Origin of the sequence: Bradyrhizobium sp. BRP20 (genome assembly GCF_020194215.1) — a bacterium.
Taxonomy (GTDB): domain Bacteria; phylum Pseudomonadota; class Alphaproteobacteria; order Rhizobiales; family Xanthobacteraceae; genus Bradyrhizobium; species Bradyrhizobium yuanmingense.
The window spans coordinates 330,737-350,266 of record NZ_JADYVY010000003.1 but is presented as its reverse complement, the minus strand read 5'-3'; the positions used below and the strand labels follow the sequence as shown (position 1 = coordinate 350,266).

The window sequence follows — 19,530 nt, the reverse complement described above, 5'->3', positions numbered from 1 at the left end:
TGTTGCAGCCGCACCGGCATCTCCCGTTACGATGCGGACGCAAAGGCACGTGTCAGGCCGCGCGGACGGTATCGAGGAACTTTCCGACTTCGAGCTTCAGCCGGTTGCTGTCGCCTGACAGCGATTGCGCGGCGCCCAACACCTGCGAGGATGCCGAACCGGTCTCACTCGCGCCGCGCTGCACGTCGGTGATGTTGGACGACACCTGATGGGTGCCCGTCGCCGCCTGCTGCACGTTGCGGGAGATCTCCTGCGTTGCGGCCCCCTGCTCTTCCACCGCGGCTGCGATGGTCGAGGAGATCTCCGACAGCTTCTCGATGGTGTGGCTGATGTCCTTGATCGCGCCGACCGAATGCTCGGTGGCGGTCTGGATGCCGGCGATCTGCTGGCCGATCTCGCCGGTCGCCTTCGCCGTCTGCTCGGCAAGCGCCTTGACCTCCGAAGCGACGACGGCAAAGCCGCGGCCTGCCTCGCCGGCGCGCGCGGCCTCGATGGTTGCATTGAGCGCCAGGAGATTGGTCTGGCCGGCGATGGTGTTGATCAGCTCGACCACGTCGCCGATCCGCGCCGCAGCAGCGGAGAGCTCCCCGACGCGATCGGTCGTGGTGCGAGCCTGGTTCACCGCATCGCCGGCGACGCGGGCGGATTCCTGCACCTGCCGGCTGATCTCGGTGATCGACGACGACAGCTCTTCGGTCGCCGACGCGACCGACTGCACGTTGGTGGACGCTTCCTCGGAAGCGGCAGCAACCATGGTCGTGAGCTCCTGGCCGCGCGCCGCGGTCGCGGTCAGCGTCGAGGCGGAAGCTTCCAGCTCGGTCGCGGCCGAGGACACGGTATCGACGATCTCACCGATCGCGGCTTCGAAGCTGTCAGCCAGCTTGTGCATCTCGGCCTTGCGCTGCGCGGACGCAATCTGGTCCTGCCTGATCTTGGCTTCGGCGTCCTCGCGCGCCTTCTGCTCCGACACGACCTTGAACTTTTCAACGGCCGCCGCGACGCCGCCGACCTCGTCCTTGCGGCCGAGACCGGGCAGAACCACGGAGAAATCGCCGCCGGCGAGCTTGTCCATGGCGACCGTGAGCGCACGGATCGGCCGCGCGATGGTCAGGAACGACATCAGCCAGGAGCCGACGAGGACGAGCATGGCGAGTGCGCCGACCAGGATCGCAAGCTGCTCGCTCGATCTCATTTGTGCCGCGGCCGCGGCATTCTTCTCCTCGGATTTGTGCCTTGCGTAGTCGGCGATCTGGCTGATCAGCACGTCGAGCTCGCCGGCAATCGGCAGGGTCACCTCGCGTGCGATGCGAACGACGTCTTCATTGAGCTTCGCAGCGCGGGCCGCTCCGTCTGCACCGCTGGCGGCCAGGGCTTCGCCGCGCACGCCGGCGATCTGCTGCGCGGCCTTTTCGTAATTCGCAGCCAGCGATCTCAGTTTCTCCATCCGAGCGCGGTTCTCCGCCTCGTGAGAAAGCTTCAGCATTTCATCGACCAGCGCATTCGTCGATTTTTGCCGCTCGCCCAGATTCTGGACGGCCTTCTGAATGTCAGCCGGGCTATTGGCAAGACGAAGGTCTCGTACCGCGAGCTGCATGCCGCGAACCGCAGCCTCGGCCTTGACTGCGTCGCGCGCGATCTGCTGCTGCGCAAGCGCGCTCTGGCTGCTCTCGCGAATTCCCGCATTGCCGAGCATCTGGCTTGCAATCATGGCCCCAACCAGGAGCACACCGAGCGCCGACGCAATCGCCAGCTTGGTCCCGATCCTCAGATTCTGAACTAGGCTCAACATGGGCATGCTTCCCCCGAAGGAACGCGCAGCCGAGTCATTGTCGGCTTCCCCTGACTGCGCCATTGCCCAAAAAATGAGCTTCTCACATTCCGATTTGGTTAACGAAATCCCTCGCAGAAATACTGACTTTGCACGCTAAATGATTGAGCGCGAAAGGAAACGATCCCGTCATAGTTGTAAATTGCAGCTTCAAGTCGGAGCTAGGACGCTTTACATCCGATGGCCTCGCCGACGAGGCTGATTCGAAAGACCGGCTGCTTGTCCTCATCGAGCAGCTCCATGCACCATTCGGCGTTCGGATTCAGGCCGCGCGCGATGCCGCTGAGCAGATTGGCGCACACCTCGGTCATCTCGGTCCAGGCGGCTGCGCGATCCTCGAACTCGTACGGCAGGTCGGCGGCGCCGGAATAACGGCCGGTGCTGATGCGGAAGAAATAGAGCGACATGATTGAACCCTTGCGTGGGACCGCCCCCCGGCGCGGGCAAACTGCGGCCCGAACAGCTACCAAGGCATGAAAGCCGCCGTCCGTATGACTACGGCGCAGGCGGCTTGATGTTCGATGATGCCTTCGACGATCAATGGCGCGGGTTGTCTCGCGCAGGCGAGCTCACTGCGTGGAGCGGCGCAGCTCCAGCGGTCCCTCGTTCTTCGCCGGCTCGGACTTCACCGGCTCGAGCCGGCTGCCCTCGACACGCGGCGTCTCGACGCGCGCGGCAACCTCGGTGTTCGACGCGGCGACCGTACCGGTGTGCTCCGGTCGGTGCAGCGAGCGCGGCCGCGCTGCAGCGCGCGCCATCAGCATTTGGTTGCCGCCCTGGTGACGGAAGTCGCAATAGGCGAAGCCCATGCCCGACACCGAGCCGCGGAAGCTGCGATCGTCGGTCTTTTCGAGGTTGAAACAGGGCTCGAACGGAATGCCCTTGATCGAGGCGCAAACATTCTGGCCGCGGATCTGGAGCGTATTGCCGGGAAGTCGGAGGTGCTTGACCGGGCCCGAGCCCGAGAATTGCACCGCACCGGCGGCGCCGAGATCGTCGAGGATGCGGCCTGCACCGCGGGTGCCGTCGAAACAGGTGAAGGCGAACACCTTGCCGGCCACGAAGCGGCGCGCCTCGTCGGCGTTCATGCTTCCAGCGATGGCCGGCGCAAACGTCGCTGCCGCCGTGACAGCCCCCAACACAATACGCGCAAGCATGCTCAACTCCGAACCAACCCCCGCAGCGGGCGATGCCTTTATCTCTTTACCCGCTGCTTACCATACGAACCATGGCGAGATTGAAGCAGCTTGGTTGGTAAAGTCTGAACGCCGTCAGACAATTTTTACCACGACGCGGCCGCGAACCTGGCCGGCGAGGATTTTCGCGCCCCAGCCCTGAACCTCGTCGAGCGAAATTTCCTCAGTAATTTCAGAGAGTTTTGTTCGGTCCAGGTCGGAGGCCAAGCGCTGCCAGGCGGCCTTCCGGGGCTCGATTGGGCACATCACCGAATCGATGCCGAGAAGGCACACTCCGCGCAAAATAAACGGCGCCACCGAGGACGGCAGGTCCATGCCGGCGGCCAGGCCGCAGGCCGCGATCGCGCCGCCATATTTCGTCATCGAAAGCAGGTTGGCGAGGGTGGTCGAGCCGACGCTGTCGACGCCGCCGGCCCAGCGCTCCTTGGCGAGGGGTTTTGCCGGGGCCGACAATTCATTGCGATCGATGATCTCGGCAGCCCCCAGCTGCTTCAGGTAGTCGGCCTCGGAGGCCCGGCCGGTCGAAGCGATGACGTGGTAGCCGAGCTTCGAGAGCACGGCGATCGCGACCGAGCCGACGCCGCCGGCAGCGCCCGTCACCACGACCGGGCCGCTCTTCGGCGAGATGCCGTGCTTCTCCAGCGCCAGCACCGAGAGCATCGCGGTGAAGCCGGCGGTGCCGATCGCCATGGCATCGCGCGCCGATAGCCCTTGCGGAAGAGCGACCAGCCAGTCGCCCTTCACCCGCGCCTTCTCGGCATAGGCGCCGAGATGGGTCTCGCCCATGCCCCAGCCGGTGCAAACGACCTTGTCGCCCGCCTTCCACTGTGGATGCGAGGAGGCTTCGACCGTGCCGGCGAAATCGATGCCGGCGATCATCGGGAAGCGGCGCACCACCGGCGCCTTGCCGGTGAGCGCAAGGCCGTCCTTGTAGTTCAGCGTCGACCATTCGACGCGGACGGTGACGTCGCCCTCCATCAGCTCGGTTTCGTCGAACTGCGCGAGCTGCGCGGTGGTGCCCTTGTCCGCCTTGTCGATCCTGACAGCCTTGAATGTGGCCACGACTGAACTCCCTGACTTTGTTTGTCGGGGATGTTTAGCCGATCAGGCGGGCTGCGCAACCGCCCGCTGAACGGGTTTTTCCACGATCGGAAGATTGATCAGCGCCGAGAGCACGCCGAACAGGATCGAGAGCCACCAGATCGGCGTGTAGGATCCGAACTTCTCGAACACGATGCCGCCGAGCCAGACGCCCAGGAAGCCACCTACCTGATGGCTGACGAAGGCAAAGCCGTAGAGCGTCGCGAGCCAGCGCGTTCCGAACATCAGCGCCACCAGCGCCGAGGTCGGCGGCACCGTCGACAGCCAGGTCAGGCCGGAGATTGCACCGAACGCGATCGCCGAGAACGGCGTGATCGGGAACGAGATGAAAGCGAGGATCGCCAGCGCGCGCGTGAAGTAGATGGCCGAGAGGATGTAGCGCTTAGGAAGGTAGTTCTGGAGATACCCCACGCTGAGCGATCCGATGATGTTGAACAGGCCGATCGCCGCGATCACCCAGCCGCCGGTTTGTGCGGTGATACCGCGATCGACCAGGAACGCCGGCAGATGCACGGTGATGAAGGCGAGCTGAAAGCCGCAGGTGAAGAAGCCCAGCACCAGGAGCACGTAGGAGCGATGACCGAAAGCTTCGGCAAGCGCCTTGGTGATGGTCTGGTCATCCGCGGGCGTTGCGCTGTTCACGCTTGTCACCGGCGGCGTCGAGAGCGCCAGCGAGAGCGGGATGATCAGCAGCATCAGGAAGCCGAACACGGAGAGCGCCTGCTGCCAGCCGAAATTGTCGATCAAGGCAACGCCGATCGGTGCGAACAGGAACTGCCCGAATGAGCCCGCGGCCGTGCCGGCGCCGAGCGCGATGCCGCGCTTCTCCGCGGGCAAGAGCTTGGTGAAGGCCGACAGCACCAGGTTGAACGAGCAGCCAGCCAGACCAAAGCCGATCATCACCCCGGCGCCGATGTTGAGCGACAGCGGCGTCGAGGAATAGCGCATCAAGAGCAGGCCGCCGGCATAGAGCAGCGCGCCGACGCACATCACCCGGAACAGGCCGAAGCGATCCGCGACCGCACCGGCGAACGGCTGGCCCAGTCCCCACAACAGATTCTGCACGGCGATGGCGAGGCCGAACACGTCACGGCCCCAGCTGAATTCGTGACTCATCGGCTGCACGAAGAAGCCGAGCGCCGAGCGCGGACCGAAACCGAGCATGCCGATGGCACAACCACAGAGGATGATGACGGCCGGGGTACGCCAGTTGGAGGAACGCGAGGCCGGAGCGAGCTCGCCGATCTGTGTCGACATGGTTGTCCTCGTCTTGTCCTTGGCGGAGCCGCAAATCAGCAGCCGCGGGACAGCCCGTTTAATGCATATGCATGAAAATCCCAAGGCCAAAACGATTGCATTCCACGAAGAGCTGACGCGGGAGCATTGCGTTTCAATCTGACCTCGCCTGGCAGGCGCGCAGTGACGGGAATGTGTGCGGGCAGGCCCTAGCGGCGAGCAGCGACGCGTGCTATGTTCGATCTACTCAGGTTGAGCATATACCGACCGCAGCGACGTTCGCCCGGCCTCCTAGGCCGGATTTCTCGGGCCCCATATATTCTCAAACTGAGCATAATTCCACGCATAATGGCCACACTTGGGAGGCTTCAATGCCGATCACTGCAATTTACGGTCCCGACGACTTTGCCAACCGGCCGCAAGGCCAACCCACCGCCTCCCCGCGCGCCGCGCCGGTGCGTCCGGGACCGACCTGGCTGATGCCCTCCCTGGAATGGACGCCGGCGGTCGAACGCGCCACTGCGCCGCTCTATGACCGCGTCAAGCACGTGATCCCGTCGATCGAATGGCCGCTGATGGCGCCGACGATTCACGCGATCAACGAGCTCAAGCGCGCGCGGGGCGCGGTCATTCTCGCTCACAACTACCAGGCCCCGGAGATCTTCCACTGCGTCGCCGATATCGGCGGCGACTCGCTCCAGCTCGCGGTCGAAGCCACCAAGGTGAAGGCCGACATCATCGTCCAATGCGGCGTGCACTTCATGGCGGAGACCTCGAAGCTGCTCAATCCGGACAAGACCGTCTTGATCCCGGATTCGCGCGCGGGCTGCTCGCTCGCCGCCAGCGTCACCGGTGCGGACGTGCGGCTGCTGCGGGAGAAATTCCCCGGCGTGCCTGTTGTTGCCTATGTCAACACCTCGGCGGAGGTGAAGGCCGAGGTCGACATCTGCTGCACGTCCTCGAACGCGGTGCAGGTGGTCGAGAGCCTGAACGCCCCGACCGTGATCTTCCTGCCCGACCGATACCTCGCCACTTACGTGGCGTCGAAGACCGACGTGAAGATCATCGCCTGGAAAGGCGCCTGTGAGGTGCATGAGCGCTTCACGGGCGAAGAGCTGCGGAGCTTTCGCGAGGCCGATCCGTCCGTGCAGATCATCGCGCATCCGGAATGCCCGCCGGACGTGCTGGCGGAAGCCGACTTCACCGGTTCGACCGCGCACATGATCAACTGGGTGCGGGCAAAGCGGCCGCGGCGGCTCGTCATGATCACGGAATGCTCGATGGCCGATAATGTCCGGGCCGAGCTGCCCGACGTGGAGATGCTTCGCCCCTGCAATCTCTGCCCGCACATGAAGCGCATCACGCTCGCCAACATCCTGGAAAGCCTGCTGACGCTTCGCGAGGAGGTGACGATCGACCCCGCGCTCGCGGAACGCGCGCGGCACTCGGTCGAGCGCATGATCAATCTGAGAAATTGAGGGCGAGTAACATGCAACACGGCATCCACGACCGCGCCCGCACCGACGACGTCGTCATCGTCGGCGGCGGCCTTGCCGGACTGTTCTGCGCGCTGAAGCTCGCGCCGCGGCCGGTGACCTTGATCTCGGCGGCACCGCTCGGGCGCGGCGCGTCCTCGGCATGGGCGCAAGGCGGCATCGCGGCGGCCGTCGCCGAAGGCGATACGCCGGAGGCACACGCTGCCGACACCGTCGCGGTCGGCGGCGGCCTCGTCGACGAAGCCGTTGCGCTCGGCATTGCGCGGGAGGCTGCGCCGCGCATCCACGATCTTCTCGCCTATGGCGTGCCGTTCGACCGCGATCTCGACGGCAAGCTCGCCGTCGGACGGGAAGCTGCGCATTCCGCGCGTCGCATCGTGCATGTGCGCGGCGATGGCGCCGGCGCCGCGATCATCGCGGCCTTGAGCGAGGCCGTGCGCCGCACGCCCTCGATCCGCCTGATGGAAGGCTTCGTCGCCGAAGCACTGCTGACCGAGGACGGCGCGGTCACCGGGCTTCAATTGCGCGATGCCGGCAATCCCGCGGCACGGCCGCTCGTGCTCGCCTCACGCGCGGTCGTGCTTGCGACCGGTGGGCTCGGCCATCTCTACGCCGTCACCACCAACCCGTCGGAAGCGAGCGGCTCGGGCCTTGCGATCGCCGCCCGCGCCGGCGCCGTGATTGCCGATCCTGAATTCGTGCAGTTCCACCCGACTGCCATCATGGTCGGCCGCGACCCGGCACCGCTCGCCACCGAAGCGCTGCGCGGCGAAGGGGCAACGCTGATCAATGGCAACGGCGAGCGCTTCATGAGCGCCCGCCACCCGCTCGCGGAGCTCGCGCCCCGCGACATCGTGGCCCGCGGCGTGTTCGCCGAGATCGCGGCCGGAAGCGGCGCCTTCCTCGATGCGAGTCAGGCGCTGGGCGCGCGTTTCGCGACGAGGTTTCCGACCGTGCATGCGAGCTGCATCGCCGCCGGCATCGATCCCGCGACGCAACCGATTCCGATCGCGCCAGCCGCGCATTACCACATGGGCGGCATCGCGGTTGACGCGCGCGGCCGCAGCTCGATCGACGGCCTCTGGGCCGCCGGCGAAGTCTCCTCCACGGGCGCGCATGGCGCCAACCGGCTTGCCTCGAATTCCCTGCTCGAAGCCGTCGTCTATGCCGCCCGCATTGCCGATGACATCGCCGGCCGCACCGTGTCCCCGCCGGCACGCCTTCCCGACTCTTTGGTGACACCACGCGCCGGCACGCCGGATGCTGCGGAGGTGAAGCGGCTGCGCGCAATGATGAGCGCGCATGTCGGCGTGATCCGCGACGGTGATGGGCTTGCGCAAGCCGTGCGCCATTTCGTCAGACTCGAGCGCGAGGCCGGACACGGCGTCCTCGGCAACATGGCGATTTCGGCCCTGCTCGTCGCCGTTGCGGCCTGGACGCGGCACGAAAGCCGCGGTGCGCATTACCGTTCCGATCACTCGGCCGAGAACCCAGCGCTGGCGCAGAGAACGATGACCACGCTCGCCGCGGCGCGCGAGGTCGCGGAGAGCCTCGACGAGCGCCCGCGGCCACGCCTTGTGCAATCCATGATCGCCTGAAGGAGGCCCCATGATCACCCCGACCTCACTGCTCTATCCCGATGCCTTCCTTTCGCCGCTGGCCATCGAGACCGCCGTTGAGCGCGCGCTCGACGAGGATCTCGGCCGCGCCGGCGACATCACCTCGCTGGCGACGATCCCGGAGGCGACGCGCGCGCAAGCCATCCTGGTCGCGCGCCAGTCCGGCGTGATCGCCGGATTGCCGCTGGCGCTCGCGACCTTGCAGAAGCTTTCGCCCGAGATCGAGGTGCGCGCACATGTCCGCGATGCCGCGCGGGTTGCGCGCGGCCAGCACGTGCTGACGATCTCGGGCCCGGCGCGCGCCATTCTCACGGCGGAGCGCACCGCGCTGAACTTCGTCGGCCGGCTGTCGGGCATCGCCACGCTCGCCGCGGACTATGTCGCCCGCACCGAAGGCACCAGGATGCGCATCTGCTGCACGCGCAAGACCACGCCGGGATTGCGGGCGCTGGAGAAATACGCGGTGCGCTGCGGCGGCGGCTTCAACCACCGCTTCGGGCTCGACGATGCGATCCTGATCAAGGACAACCACATTGCGGTGGCCGGCGGCATCCGCCCGGTGCTGGAGCGCGCCCGCGCCCATGCCGGCCATCTCGTCAAGATCGAGATCGAGGTCGACACGCTGGCGCAGCTGCGCGAGGTGCTCGAGAGCGGGATGGCCGATGCGGTGCTGCTCGATAATATGGACCTTGCGACGCTGCGCGAGGCGGTGAGGCTCAACGCGGGCCGCGTCGCGCTGGAGGCGTCCGGCGGCGTCACGCTGGACACGATCGCCGGCATCGCGGCCACCGGCGTCGACTATGCGTCGGCCGGCGCCCTGACGCATTCTGCGCCGAATTTCGATTGTGCGCTGGACATCGAGGCGTGATGGCACCTCTCGCGTCATGGCCGGGCTTGTCCCGGCCATCAACGTCATGCGTTACGAAGAACGTGGATGCCCGGGACAAGCCCGGGCATGACGATCACTTGTAGGCGCTACCGCCGCTCGCCCAACTCCGCGGAGCTCTTGGCTTCCTGCGCGAGCGCGGCGGAGAGCGCGGCGGTTTGCGCCGGCGTGCCCCAGCTCGGCAACTCGCTGCCGTCGCCCCAATTGCGCGGCCGATAGAAGGTGTGCACGCCGGTCTTGTACAGCTTCTTCATCTCGGCGACCCAGGACGGGCGGACCCAATAGGCATGGTAATGCGTGGACTTGCCGACCTCGGGCAGCCAGATCTGTCCGTCGAGCATCGCCTTGGAGATCTTCTTGGCGCGCTCCCACATTTCGGGTTCGCGGATCACGTCGGCATTGTTGTCGCAGGCGAAGGTGAACTGACAGGCCAGGTGACGGTGCTTGTTCTGATAGACCGCGCCGCATACGGTGTCAGGATATTTGCCGGAGAAGACGCGGTTCATCACCACTTGCGCCACCGCAATCTGGCCGCGCACGGCTTCGCCGCGGGCCTCGAAATAGACGGCTTCGGCAAGACACTTCTCGGACTTGGCGCGCGACTTGTCGTCGAGCGCGAGTCGCTCCGCCGGCGACTTGCCGCGCTGGTTGTCGGCGTTGACCTCGCCCTTCGGCGCGACGCTCTCGCCGCTCTCGATGTCCTTGGCGATCTCCGCCGTCGGCGGGGTCAGCGAGGCCGTCACCTTCATGTCGGGGTCGGGCATCACGATCAGCGGCTCGGCGCCGGGCTGCCAGCTCTCGATGGTCTCGAGATTGCCGCCCAGCGAGGAGCTGCCGAAGAACAGGCTCGATGTCTTGACGCTGAAAGGATCGCGCGCGGGAACAGCCGGCGCCGTGGCGCGCTTCAGCGCTTCTAGCGGCTGCACCGCGAACGCGCGCGCAGCCTCGCTCGCCTGCGGCGGATTGGAATATTGCGGCAGCGGCGGCGCGCGCATCGCCTCCTGCAGCTCGGGATCGAGCGGGGCCGCGGATTCCGGCGACATCGCCGGCGGCAATGCGGCGGTCTTGGCGCCGAACACCGAGCTGTTCGAGGTCGCGGGATCTTCCTTGGCCGGTGCTGCAGCCGGCGCGGCCGTCTCAGGCGACTGAGTCGGCGGGACGATTGCGAGGCGATCGCCCTTCAGGGCGCGATCGACCTTGGGAAAGTCGGATGCGTGGTAGCGCGGCGGTGCCTGAAGCGCCGGATTGCGGCGGATCGCGCCGGTGACGTCGCCGCCGTCGAGGCTCGCGAGCCGAACCATCGCGCTCTGCGGAACCGAGGTGCCGATGGGGCGGGAAAAACTGTAGGTGGCAAGCTGGATCGAGGACGCAGCGGAGAACACCTGCTTCTGCCACCGCTCGGCGACGCCGGGTTGGCGCGCCAGCAACGAGGCAATGTCCTGATAGCCGGTCTCTCTCGGCATCAATGCGAAGATGCAGAGACCGATGCCGAAGGACGCGAACCGCGCGCCCTTCGGATGGTTACGCAACACAGACATCGATACGCTCACGCTACGCTTACGCTGGTTCGATCGAACTCAGTACATCCGTGCAATTCGATCTTTATTGTGAGTATCTAATTTAGGTTGCCGGGGCGTTAATCGGCGTTGCGCAGGCGGCACACTCAAGCGAATGCAGGTGTTTTCACGGGGCGACGTCGCGCATTGGTAAATGCGGCCTCACGTGAAGCGGTAAACATCGGGTCAACGCGAATGGTGAAGGAACTCTTGCGCCCCCGCGTACCATCACGGGAAGCTGTTGGGGGAGCGCCTGTGCGATGACGACGGTTGCGAGGGGCCAACGCGCCCCTCACTCGGCGATCAGCTTCAACCACTCGTCTTCGGTCAGCACCTTGACGCCGTGCTTGTTGGCGTCCGCGAGCTTCGAGCCGGCGCCGGGGCCCGCGACGACGAGATCGGTCTTTTTCGAAACCGAGCCCGACACCTTGGCCCCGAGCCGCTCGGCCGTCGCCTTGGCTTCATCCCGTGTCATCTTCTCCAGCGAGCCCGTGAACACCACGGTCTTGCCGGTCACCGCCGAATTGCTCTTCGGCTTCTCGGCATCGACGATCTCGACCTCCCTGGTCAGCCGCTCGACGATGCCGCGGTTGTGGCTCTCGCCGAAATAGTCGGCGATGCTCTTGATCACGGTGTCGCCGATCTGGTCGAGCGCGTCCATGTCCGCGATCGCCTCCTCGTCGCCCTTGGCAACCTTGAGGCAGGCATCGTGGAAGGCGTCCCACGAGCCGTAGCCGCGCGCCAGCGCCAGCGCCGTGGTCTCGCCGACATGGCGCATGCCGAGCGCGAAGATGAAGCGCTCCAGCGCGATTCTGCGCCGGCTCTCGATGGCGCCGAACAGGTTGCGCACGGAGGTCGCGCCGTAGCCTTCGATCTCCTCGAGCTTGAGTTTTGCGTTGCGCTTCTCCAGCGTGAAGATGTCGGCGGGCTCCTTCACCCAGCCCTCGTCGAAGAAGTACTGGAGCTGCTTCTCGCCGAGGCCGTCGATGTCGAAGGCCCGCCGCGACACGAACAGCTTCAGATGCTCGATCTTCTGGTAGGGACAGGCGAACTCGCCGGTGCAGCGGGCGCGCGAGCCCTCCTCGCCCGTCGCCGTCTCCTCGCGCACGACGTCGGTGTGCAGCGGACACGGGCACTTCTTCGGGAAGTGGAATTCCCTGGCGCTCTTCGGCCGCTTGTCGAAGACGACGTCGACCACCTGCGGGATGACGTCGCCGGCGCGCTGAATCACCACGGTGTCACCGATCCTGATGTCGCGCCCCTCGCGCAGCACCTCGCCCTTGTTGCCGATGCCCCTGATGTAGTCCTCGTTGTGCAGCGTGACGTTCTGCACGATGACGCCGCCAACGCCGACCGGCTCGAGCTTGCCGACCGGCGTGAACGAGCCGGTGCGGCCGACCTGGATCTCGATGTCCCGCAGCACCGTCATGGCGCGCTCGGCCGGGAATTTGTGCGCGATACCCCAGCGCGGCGTGCGCGAGACGAAGCCGAGCCGCTCCTGCCAGTCGATGCGGTCGATCTTGTAGACGACGCCGTCGATGTCGTAGTCGAGCCGCGCGCGCTGCTCCTCGATCGCATGATGAAAGGCGAGCAGTTCCTCGACCGAGTGACAGAGCTTGGTGAGCGGATTGGTCTTGAAACCGCAGCGCTCGAACCAGCCGATCATGCCGCTCTGCGTGTCTTCCGGCATCGCGCTCATCTGCCCCCAGGCATAGGCGAAGAACCCGAGCGGACGGGAGGCGGTGATGGTCGGGTCCTTCTGGCGGAGCGAGCCGGCGGCCGAATTGCGCGGATTGGCGAAGATGGTGTCGCCTGCCGCCTTCTGCCGCTCGTTGAGCGCCAGGAACGCCTTCTTGGTCATGTAGACTTCGCCGCGCACCTCGCAGATGTCGGGGATGTTGCGGCCCTTCAGCTTCTGCGGCACGTCTTCGAGCGTGCGGATGTTGGCGGTGACGTCCTCGCCAACCGCACCGTCGCCGCGCGTCGCGGCGGTGACGAGCTCGCCACCCTCGTAGCGCAGCGACATCGAAAGGCCGTCGATCTTCGGCTCGGCGGAGAAGTCGATCTTGTCGTCGTCGAGCTTCAGGAAGCGCACGATGCGGCCGACGAAGTCGCGCACGTCCTCCTCCGCAAAGGCGTTGTCGAGCGACAGCATGGGCACGGCATGCGGGACTTTCTTGAAGCGCCCTGACGGCGCGGCGCCGACCTTCTGCGAGGGCGAGTCCGCGGTGACGAACTCGGGAAAACGCGCCTCGATCGCGTTGAGGCGCTGGCGCAGCGCGTCGTATTCGGCGTCGGTGACGGTGGGCGCGTCCTCCTGATAGTAGCGCTCGTTGTGCCCCTCGATCTCGAGGGCGAGCCGCTTATGCTCGACCTTGGCCTGCGCCTTGGTGAGCTCGGCGACGTCGCGTAGCGGTGTTGCTTTGGATTTTGCTGCTCTGGCCATGGTGCTTGGATACGACGGAGCGGGCGGGAGGGTAAAGGCTTGTGGAAATCTCGTGCCCCGGGCGCAGCGCAGCGCTCCTTCAGCGGTGCGCTGCAGAGCCGGGGCCCATGTCGCGGCAGGCATTCTGGGTCCCGGCTCGCGCTACGCGCGTCCGGGACACAAGCCTAAGCCGTCGCCGCCTTGAGCAGCCGTTCCGCCGCAGCCCTCGCCTCGGCCGTGATCTCGGCGCCGGCGAGCATGCGGGCGATCTCCTCGCGGCGGTGGTCGGCGGCGAGCGCATTGACGCGGGTGGCGACGCGCTTGCCCTTGTCGAGGGCGTCCTTGGAGATGAGCAGGTGCTGGTCGGCGCGGGCGGCGACCTGCGGGGCGTGGGTCACGGCCATGACCTGGACCTTGCCGGCAAGCCGCGCCAGGCGCCCGCCGATGGCGTCCGCGACCGCGCCGCCGACGCCGGTGTCGATCTCGTCGAAGACGAGCGTCGGCGCCGAGCCGCGGTCGGACAGCACGACCTTGAGCGCGAGCAGGAAGCGCGACAGCTCGCCGCCGGAAGCGACCTTCATCAAGGGCCCCGGTCTGGTGCCCGGATTGGTCTGCACCCAGAACTCGACGCGATCGAAACCTTGCGGCCCGGGCGCAGCCTCGTCGGTCTCGACCTGGGTCATGAACCTCGCGCGTTCGAGCTTGAGCGGGGCAAGCTCGGCATTGACCGCCTTGTTGAGCTTCTCGGCCGACTTCTGCCGCGCCAGCGACAGCTTCTTGGCGGCCGCCGCATAGCGGCTGTCCGCCTCGATCGCGGCCTGCTCCAGCTTCTTCAAGCGCGAGGCGCCGGCATCGATCAGGACGACGTCGGCGGCGTATTTGGCGGCCAGCGCGGCGAGGCCGTCAACCGGGGTCGAATATTTGCGAGACGCCGCACGCAAAGCAAAAAGCCGTTCCTCGATGCGCTCGAGCTCGGCCGGATCGAAATCAGTTGCGGCCAGCGCCGCCTGGAGATGCTGATCGGCCTCCTCCAGCGCGTTGATCGCCGCGTCGATTGCCTTTACCGCGGGCTCGACCAGCGCCGGCGAGTTGACGCCGCGGCGCTCCAGCCGGCGCACCGCCGCCGAGAGCGCGGCAACCGGCGAATGATTGCCGCCGACCGCCTCCTGCGCCTCGCGCAGGTCGGAGGCGATCTTCTCGCCCTGCATCATGGTGGTGCGGCGGGAAGCCAATGCGGTTTCCTCGCCGTCCTTGGGCGCGAGCTGCTTCAGCTCGTCGGAGGCGTGGCGCAGATAATCGGCCTCGCGCGCCGCGCGCTCCATGGCGGCGCGATGCTCCTCCAGCGCGGTGTTGGCGGTGCGGCGCGCATCCCAGAGCGCTTCGACGGCCGCGACGTCCTTCTCGAGGCCGGCAAAAGCGTCGAGCAGGCGGCGGTGGGTGGCGGCATCGACCAGCGCGCGCTCGTCGTGCTGGCCGTGGATCTCGACCAGGGCGGTGCCGACCGCCTTCAGCGTCTGCACGCTGATCGATTGGTCGTTGATGAAGGCGCGGGTGCGCCCGTCGGCGAGCTGCACGCGCCGGAGAATCATCTCGCCGGTGTCGTCGAGGCCATTCTCGGCCAGTATCTTCGTCGCAGGGTGATTCTTCGGGACATCGAACACGGCCGTGACCTGCCCCTGCTCCGCGCCGTGACGCACGAGGCCGGCGTCGCCGCGGCCGCCGAGCGCCAGCGCAAAGGCATCGAGCAGGATGGATTTGCCCGCACCGGTCTCGCCGGTCAAAACCGCGAGGCCGGAGGCGAATTCGATATCGAGCCGTTCGATCAGGACGATGTCACGGATCGACAGACGCGCCAGCATGGAACCAAATTTCCTAGCCGAGACCCATCTTCTTGAAGGTCCGGCTGATCCAGGACCCCTGATTCTCGCTCGGCTCGAGACCGCCGGATTTTACAAGATTATAGGCGTCCTTGTACCAGCGGCTGTCAGGAAAATTGTGCCCAAGCACCGCCGCCGCGGTCTGCGCTTCGCCAACGATGCCGATCGCCATATAGGCCTCGGTGAGCCGGAACAGCGCCTCCTCGACATGGCGAGTGGTCTGGTACTGCGTCACGACGGTCTTGTAACGATTGATGGCGGCCGTGTAGTCGCGCTTCTGGGCGTAGTAGCGGCCGACATTCATTTCCTTGCCGGCGAGCTGGTCGCGCGCGCCCTCGATCTTGGCCTTGGCCGAGGTCGCATATTCCGAGTTCGGATATTTGCGCACCACCTCTTCCAGTGCGGCGATCGCCTTTTCGGTGCGGGTCTGGTCGCGGCTGATGTCCGGGATCTGGTCGTAATGGGAGGCGGCGATCAGGTATTGCGCATAGGCCGCATCCGGGCTGCCGGGATGCAGCGTGACGTAGCGGGTGGCGGCACCGATGCAGCCGTCATAATCGCCGCCCTGATAGGACGCATAGGCCGACATCAGCAGCGATTTGCGGGCCCAGTCGGAATAAGGATGCTGACGGTCGACTTCTTCGAACTTCTTGTTCGCCGCCTTCATGTCCTTCTTCTCGTTCATGAGGTACAGGCCCTCATTGTAGATCTTGTCGGCGGGCTCCTCGACGAAGGTGTCATCCTTGGCGGTGAACTTGTCCCAGAGCGCGCCCGTGCCGCATCCGGCGAGCGGCAGCGCAAGAACGATGAAGGTGACGGCCTGAATCAGCCCGCGGGCTCGCGACGAGACCGAGAAAAATCCGCGCGTCATACGCTGTGCCGACATGAGTTTTAAGCCCTGACGCCCTGTGATGCGGTGTCCGCCAGCCCACGAACCCTCATGGGCGCGAAATGTAACCGTGGTGCCTGCCACGCGACCACGCCGATGTATCCGAAAACGATCGTTAACGAACCGGATAGGGAGGCATTTCGCCCGGATTAAGGCGAACCTGCCGCAATGCTAGCCGATCATGGTTACCAGGAGTTTCCCGGGGGCCGCCAGCCACGTTCCGAAGGCGGCAGGCCGCGTCAGGACACATCCGGTCCGAAGGCCGCAGCGACCCGGCCGCCGACGATGCCACGACCGACCTCGCCCACGGCACGCGTGGTGCGGCGGGCAGCCTCGCCCTCGACCACCCGCCAGGCGGTCCGGTCGGCGAGCAGCGCCGTCAAGACGGCGTGGTTGAGCTTATGACCGCCACGCACCGAGCGGTAGGCGCCAAGCAGCGGCAGGCCGGCCAGCGAGAGGTCGCCGATCACGTCCAGCACCTTGTGACGGGCGCATTCATCGGCGTAGCGCAGGCCCTCGGTGTTGAGCAGCCGCTCGTCGTCGAACACAACGGTGTTGTCGAACGAGGCGCCGAGGGCATAGCCGGCGCTCCAGAGCCGCGCGACATCGCACATCAGGCCGAAGGTCCGGGCCCGGCCGACTTCACGGCGGAAACCTTCCGGATTGAGGTCGAAGGCGTAAGCCTGCTGGCCGATGACGGGATTGGTGAAATCGATCTCGACCTCGACGCGGAACCCGTTGGTGTGGGGCCTGATCTCGCCGAAGGAGTCGCCGATCTTGACCGAGATCGGCTTCAGAACCTGGATGAAACGGCGCTGCGCCGGCTGGGTGACGATGCCGGCCTGATCGATTGCCGCGATGAAGGCGGCGGCGCTGCCGTCCATGATCGGGACTTCGGGACCGTCGATCTCGATGGTGGCGTTGTCGACACCCATTCCCCGCAGTGCAGCAAGCACATGCTCGGCAGTGGACACCAGCGGACCGTTGCGGTCGCCGAGGACGGTGGCAAAGTCAGTCGCAATCACCTGCTCGGCGGTGGCCTGAACTTCGCGGTCACTTCCCTCAAGTCCGGTCCGGACAAAAATAAAACCCGCGTCGACAGGCGCAGGCCCAAGCGTGAGAGTGACGGGAAGACCGGAATGAACGCCCACGCCTGCCACAGAGGCTTGCGCACGAAGCGTTGTTTGCCGGCTAAACTTCATCAGGAACCGCCCCACTAAGACCCACTGCGACTTATACGAGACCCGCCCGGCCGGCCAGAGCCGACGCTACCGAATCTCCGCATCCCCAAGTCACGGCAAACCATAGTTGCAGCCTCAAACAGCGCCAACTCACGCTTTTTTACCGATTGTTACCCCAAACCTGCCGTATTCGCGCCAAGGCTTAACCAAATTGCGCCGGGTTTCGGGACCGCTATCGGCAGTTTTACTGAACCACCGAAGTCGTAATTAATGATTTAAAATCAGTTGTTTGGCTGCGCAATCCGAACACGCCCGGGACAAAAGGAAAGGTCCCGGCAAGCTTCTCGCCGGGACCATTTTTCGTCTGCCTTATTGTAACAATCCTCAGGTCGCCTGCCGCCGCAGGAAGGCCGGGATATCAAGATGGTCGTCACCCTGTGGCGCCGGCGCAACAGGCGCGGGGCGGCCATGGACATCCAGACCCTGCGGCGCGGGACGGCGGGCATACTCCGATACTGGCTCATTGGACGCGATCTGCTGCGCCACGGTCTTCTGCGGCCGGCGCTCGGGCAGCGGCGGCATGGCGGGACCGGCGGTGCGGGCCGCGACCGGCGGCTCGCTTTCCTCGTCGCGACGGCCGAGGCCGACATTGGCGAGGCGCTGCAGCAGCGACAGGCGGGTCTTCTGCGGGGTCTCCTCCTCAGCCTCGCCGCGGGCCTGCCGAATCTCGGCTTGCGCCGGCATCGGCAGCTCCTCGATTCGCGGCATGCGCTGCGCGCGGGCCGGACGCTCGGCCTGCGGCGGGATGAAGGTATCAGGCGTCATCGGCTCCTGCACCGGGACCGGGGCCATGTCGGCCTCCGGGAACAGGGTCGGCTTCTGCGCGATCGGGCGCACGGTGACGTCGCCATAAGTCTGTGGCGCGGGCGGCTGCGGCACCTCGGAAACGGCAGCGGCGATCGCGGCGAGCGCAGCACGCTCGACGTTCGGACGGGGCGCGGCGGCAGCCGGAGCCGGCGCGGCGGCCGGGGTCTGGGCTTCCAGCTTCTGAGCGCGCTCGGCCAGACGCTGATTGTCGGCACGCAGCCGGGCGGTCAGGTCGGCGAGACGGCTCTCGGCGACGGCGGCCGGGGCGGCAGCCTGCTGCATCTGCGGTGCCGGGTTGGCGACGGGCGCAGAGGTGGCCTGGCTGTTGCGGGCGATCGCGGCCTGCTCGATGCCGGTGGCGACCACCGAGACGCGGATCAGACCGTCGAGCGCTTCGTCGAAGGTGGCGCCGACGATGATGTTGGCGTCCTGGTCGACTTCCTCGCGGATGCGGGTCGCGGCTTCGTCGACCTCGAACAAAGTGAGGTCCTTGCCGCCGGTGATGGAGATGAGGAGGCCCTTGGCGCCCTTCATCGACGAGTCGTCGATCAGCGGGTTGGCGATCGCGGCTTCCGCGGCGGTCAGCGCGCGCTTGTCGCCGGAGGCTTCGCCGGTGCCCATCATCGCCTTGCCCATCTCGCGCATGACGGCGCGGACGTCGGCGAAGTCGAGGTTGATCAGGCCTTCCTTGACCATCAGGTCGGTGATGCAGGCGACGCCCGAATAGAGCACCTGGTCGGCCATCGCGAAGGCGTCGGCGAAGGTGGTCTTCTCGTTGGCGACCCGGAACAGGTTCTGGTTCGGGATGATCAGGAGAGTATCCACGACCTTGTGCAGCTCGGAGATGCCGGCTTCGGCCGTGCGCATGCGGCGCTGGCCCTCGAAGTGGAACGGCTTGGTCACCACGCCGACGGTGAGGATGCCCATGTCGCGCGCGGTCTTGGCGATGACGGGAGCTGCACCCGTGCCGGTGCCGCCGCCCATGCCGGCGGTGACGAACACCATGTTGGCGCCCGAGAGATGGTCGCGCAACTCGTCGATCACCTCTTCCGCGGCCGCGGCGCCGACGTTCGGCTGTGAGCCGGCGCCGAGGCCTTGCGTGACGGCCGTGCCCATCTGCACGATGCGCTGCGCCTTCGACATCGTCAGCGCCTGCGCGTCGGTGTTGGCGACCACGAAGTCGACGCCCTGCAGGCCCGCCGTGATCATGTTGTTGACGGCGTTGCCGCCGGCGCCGCCGACGCCGAACACGGTGATCCGGGGCTTCAGTTCGTGAATATCAGGAACATTGATGCTGATGGTCATGGTTGCCTCTCGATCACGCGCGCGTGGGTTCGCCCCGGCCGGTGGCCGCGGGAGTTGGTGAAAATCGA

The 19,530-nt window shown here is 66.2% G+C and carries 14 protein-coding genes; 3 read left to right on the top strand and 11 right to left on the bottom strand.

The annotated features are described in order from the left end of the window. Positions 1–52: 52 nt before the first annotated feature. The 5 genes from I6F33_RS10640 to I6F33_RS10620 all read right to left on the bottom strand — a co-directional run bounded on the left by I6F33_RS10640 (position 53) and on the right by I6F33_RS10620 (position 5,382). A complete protein-coding gene (locus tag I6F33_RS10640; RefSeq protein WP_225139075.1) occupies positions 53–1,789 on the bottom strand; it encodes a methyl-accepting chemotaxis protein in 1,737 nt (578 codons plus the stop codon). Positions 1,790–1,989: 200 nt separating this feature from the next. After that, on the bottom strand, positions 1,990–2,235 hold the full coding sequence (locus tag I6F33_RS10635; RefSeq protein WP_225142361.1) for a hypothetical protein: 246 nt from the start codon (positions 2,233–2,235) through the stop codon (positions 1,990–1,992). 162 nt (positions 2,236–2,397) lie between these two features. Continuing rightward, a complete protein-coding gene (locus I6F33_RS10630; RefSeq protein WP_128263696.1) occupies positions 2,398–2,985 on the bottom strand; it encodes a hypothetical protein in 588 nt (195 codons plus the stop codon). Positions 2,986–3,099: 114 nt separating this feature from the next. Next, entirely contained in the window at positions 3,100–4,086 is a 987-nt protein-coding gene (locus I6F33_RS10625) for an MDR family oxidoreductase (protein ID WP_128263697.1), read from the bottom strand. A gap of 42 nt (positions 4,087–4,128) precedes the next feature. Then, complete coding sequence (locus tag I6F33_RS10620) at positions 4,129–5,382, bottom strand: MFS transporter (protein ID WP_036028320.1); 1,254 nt, start codon at positions 5,380–5,382, stop codon at positions 4,129–4,131. 350 nt (positions 5,383–5,732) lie between these two features. Between I6F33_RS10620 and nadA the strand changes: the two genes are divergently transcribed. From nadA to nadC, 3 genes are read left to right on the top strand one after another with little or no spacing between them, the layout of a single operon-like run. Beyond that, positions 5,733–6,839 (top strand): quinolinate synthase NadA, encoded by a 1,107-nt coding sequence (gene nadA, locus I6F33_RS10615; RefSeq protein ID WP_225142359.1) that lies wholly within the window; start codon positions 5,733–5,735, stop codon positions 6,837–6,839. 11 nt (positions 6,840–6,850) lie between these two features. Next, positions 6,851–8,455 (top strand): L-aspartate oxidase, encoded by a 1,605-nt coding sequence (locus I6F33_RS10610; RefSeq protein WP_225142357.1) that lies wholly within the window; start codon positions 6,851–6,853, stop codon positions 8,453–8,455. Positions 8,456–8,465: 10 nt separating this feature from the next. Beyond that, a complete protein-coding gene (gene nadC, locus I6F33_RS10605) occupies positions 8,466–9,344 on the top strand; it encodes a carboxylating nicotinate-nucleotide diphosphorylase (RefSeq protein ID WP_225142355.1) in 879 nt (292 codons plus the stop codon). 107 nt (positions 9,345–9,451) lie between these two features. Here the strand turns inward: nadC and I6F33_RS10600 are convergent, their stop codons facing one another. The 6 genes from I6F33_RS10600 to ftsZ form a co-directional block, all read right to left on the bottom strand. Continuing rightward, positions 9,452–10,900 carry a cell wall hydrolase gene (locus I6F33_RS10600; RefSeq protein ID WP_036028330.1) on the bottom strand — a complete coding sequence of 483 codons (1,449 nt, stop codon included), beginning with the start codon at positions 10,898–10,900 and terminating at the stop codon, positions 9,452–9,454. Positions 10,901–11,210: 310 nt separating this feature from the next. Further along, positions 11,211–13,364, bottom strand: a complete 2,154-nt coding sequence (gene ligA, locus I6F33_RS10595; RefSeq protein WP_225142353.1) for an NAD-dependent DNA ligase LigA — start codon at positions 13,362–13,364, stop codon at positions 11,211–11,213. A 164-nt stretch (positions 13,365–13,528) separates the two neighbouring features. Further along, positions 13,529–15,202, bottom strand: a complete 1,674-nt coding sequence (gene recN, locus I6F33_RS10590) for a DNA repair protein RecN (RefSeq protein WP_036003579.1) — start codon at positions 15,200–15,202, stop codon at positions 13,529–13,531. 13 nt (positions 15,203–15,215) lie between these two features. Continuing rightward, positions 15,216–16,106, bottom strand: coding sequence for an outer membrane protein assembly factor BamD (locus tag I6F33_RS10585; RefSeq protein WP_036003576.1), 891 nt, complete (start codon positions 16,104–16,106; stop codon positions 15,216–15,218). A 242-nt stretch (positions 16,107–16,348) separates the two neighbouring features. Further along, positions 16,349–17,311 (bottom strand): UDP-3-O-acyl-N-acetylglucosamine deacetylase, encoded by a 963-nt coding sequence (gene lpxC, locus I6F33_RS10580; RefSeq protein ID WP_057026919.1) that lies wholly within the window; start codon positions 17,309–17,311, stop codon positions 16,349–16,351. Between the two features lie 363 nt (positions 17,312–17,674). Then, the gene (gene ftsZ, locus I6F33_RS10575; protein ID WP_225142352.1) at positions 17,675–19,462 is read right to left on the bottom strand and encodes a cell division protein FtsZ; all 1,788 of its coding nucleotides are present in this window, start codon (positions 19,460–19,462) and stop codon (positions 17,675–17,677) included. Positions 19,463–19,530 lie beyond the last annotated feature (68 nt).

What these genes read in the sequence shown, in the direction of transcription:
- I6F33_RS10640 (WP_225139075.1), bottom strand. Translation starts at nt 1,789, where the DNA reads ATGTTGAGCCTAGTTCAGAATCTGAGGATCGGGACCAAGCTGGCGATT.
- I6F33_RS10635 (WP_225142361.1), bottom strand. Translation starts at nt 2,235, where the DNA reads ATGTCGCTCTATTTCTTCCGCATCAGCACCGGCCGTTATTCCGGCGCC.
- I6F33_RS10630 (WP_128263696.1), bottom strand. Translation starts at nt 2,985, where the DNA reads ATGCTTGCGCGTATTGTGTTGGGGGCTGTCACGGCGGCAGCGACGTTT.
- I6F33_RS10620 (WP_036028320.1), bottom strand. Translation starts at nt 5,382, where the DNA reads ATGTCGACACAGATCGGCGAGCTCGCTCCGGCCTCGCGTTCCTCCAAC.
- nadA (WP_225142359.1), top strand. Translation starts at nt 5,733, where the DNA reads ATGCCGATCACTGCAATTTACGGTCCCGACGACTTTGCCAACCGGCCG.
- I6F33_RS10610 (WP_225142357.1), top strand. Translation starts at nt 6,851, where the DNA reads ATGCAACACGGCATCCACGACCGCGCCCGCACCGACGACGTCGTCATC.
- nadC (WP_225142355.1), top strand. Translation starts at nt 8,466, where the DNA reads ATGATCACCCCGACCTCACTGCTCTATCCCGATGCCTTCCTTTCGCCG.
- I6F33_RS10600 (WP_036028330.1), bottom strand. Translation starts at nt 10,900, where the DNA reads ATGTCTGTGTTGCGTAACCATCCGAAGGGCGCGCGGTTCGCGTCCTTC.
- ligA (WP_225142353.1), bottom strand. Translation starts at nt 13,364, where the DNA reads ATGGCCAGAGCAGCAAAATCCAAAGCAACACCGCTACGCGACGTCGCC.
- recN (WP_036003579.1), bottom strand. Translation starts at nt 15,202, where the DNA reads ATGCTGGCGCGTCTGTCGATCCGTGACATCGTCCTGATCGAACGGCTC.
- I6F33_RS10585 (WP_036003576.1), bottom strand. Translation starts at nt 16,106, where the DNA reads ATGTCGGCACAGCGTATGACGCGCGGATTTTTCTCGGTCTCGTCGCGA.
- lpxC (WP_057026919.1), bottom strand. Translation starts at nt 17,311, where the DNA reads ATGAAGTTTAGCCGGCAAACAACGCTTCGTGCGCAAGCCTCTGTGGCA.
- ftsZ (WP_225142352.1), bottom strand. Translation starts at nt 19,462, where the DNA reads ATGACCATCAGCATCAATGTTCCTGATATTCACGAACTGAAGCCCCGG.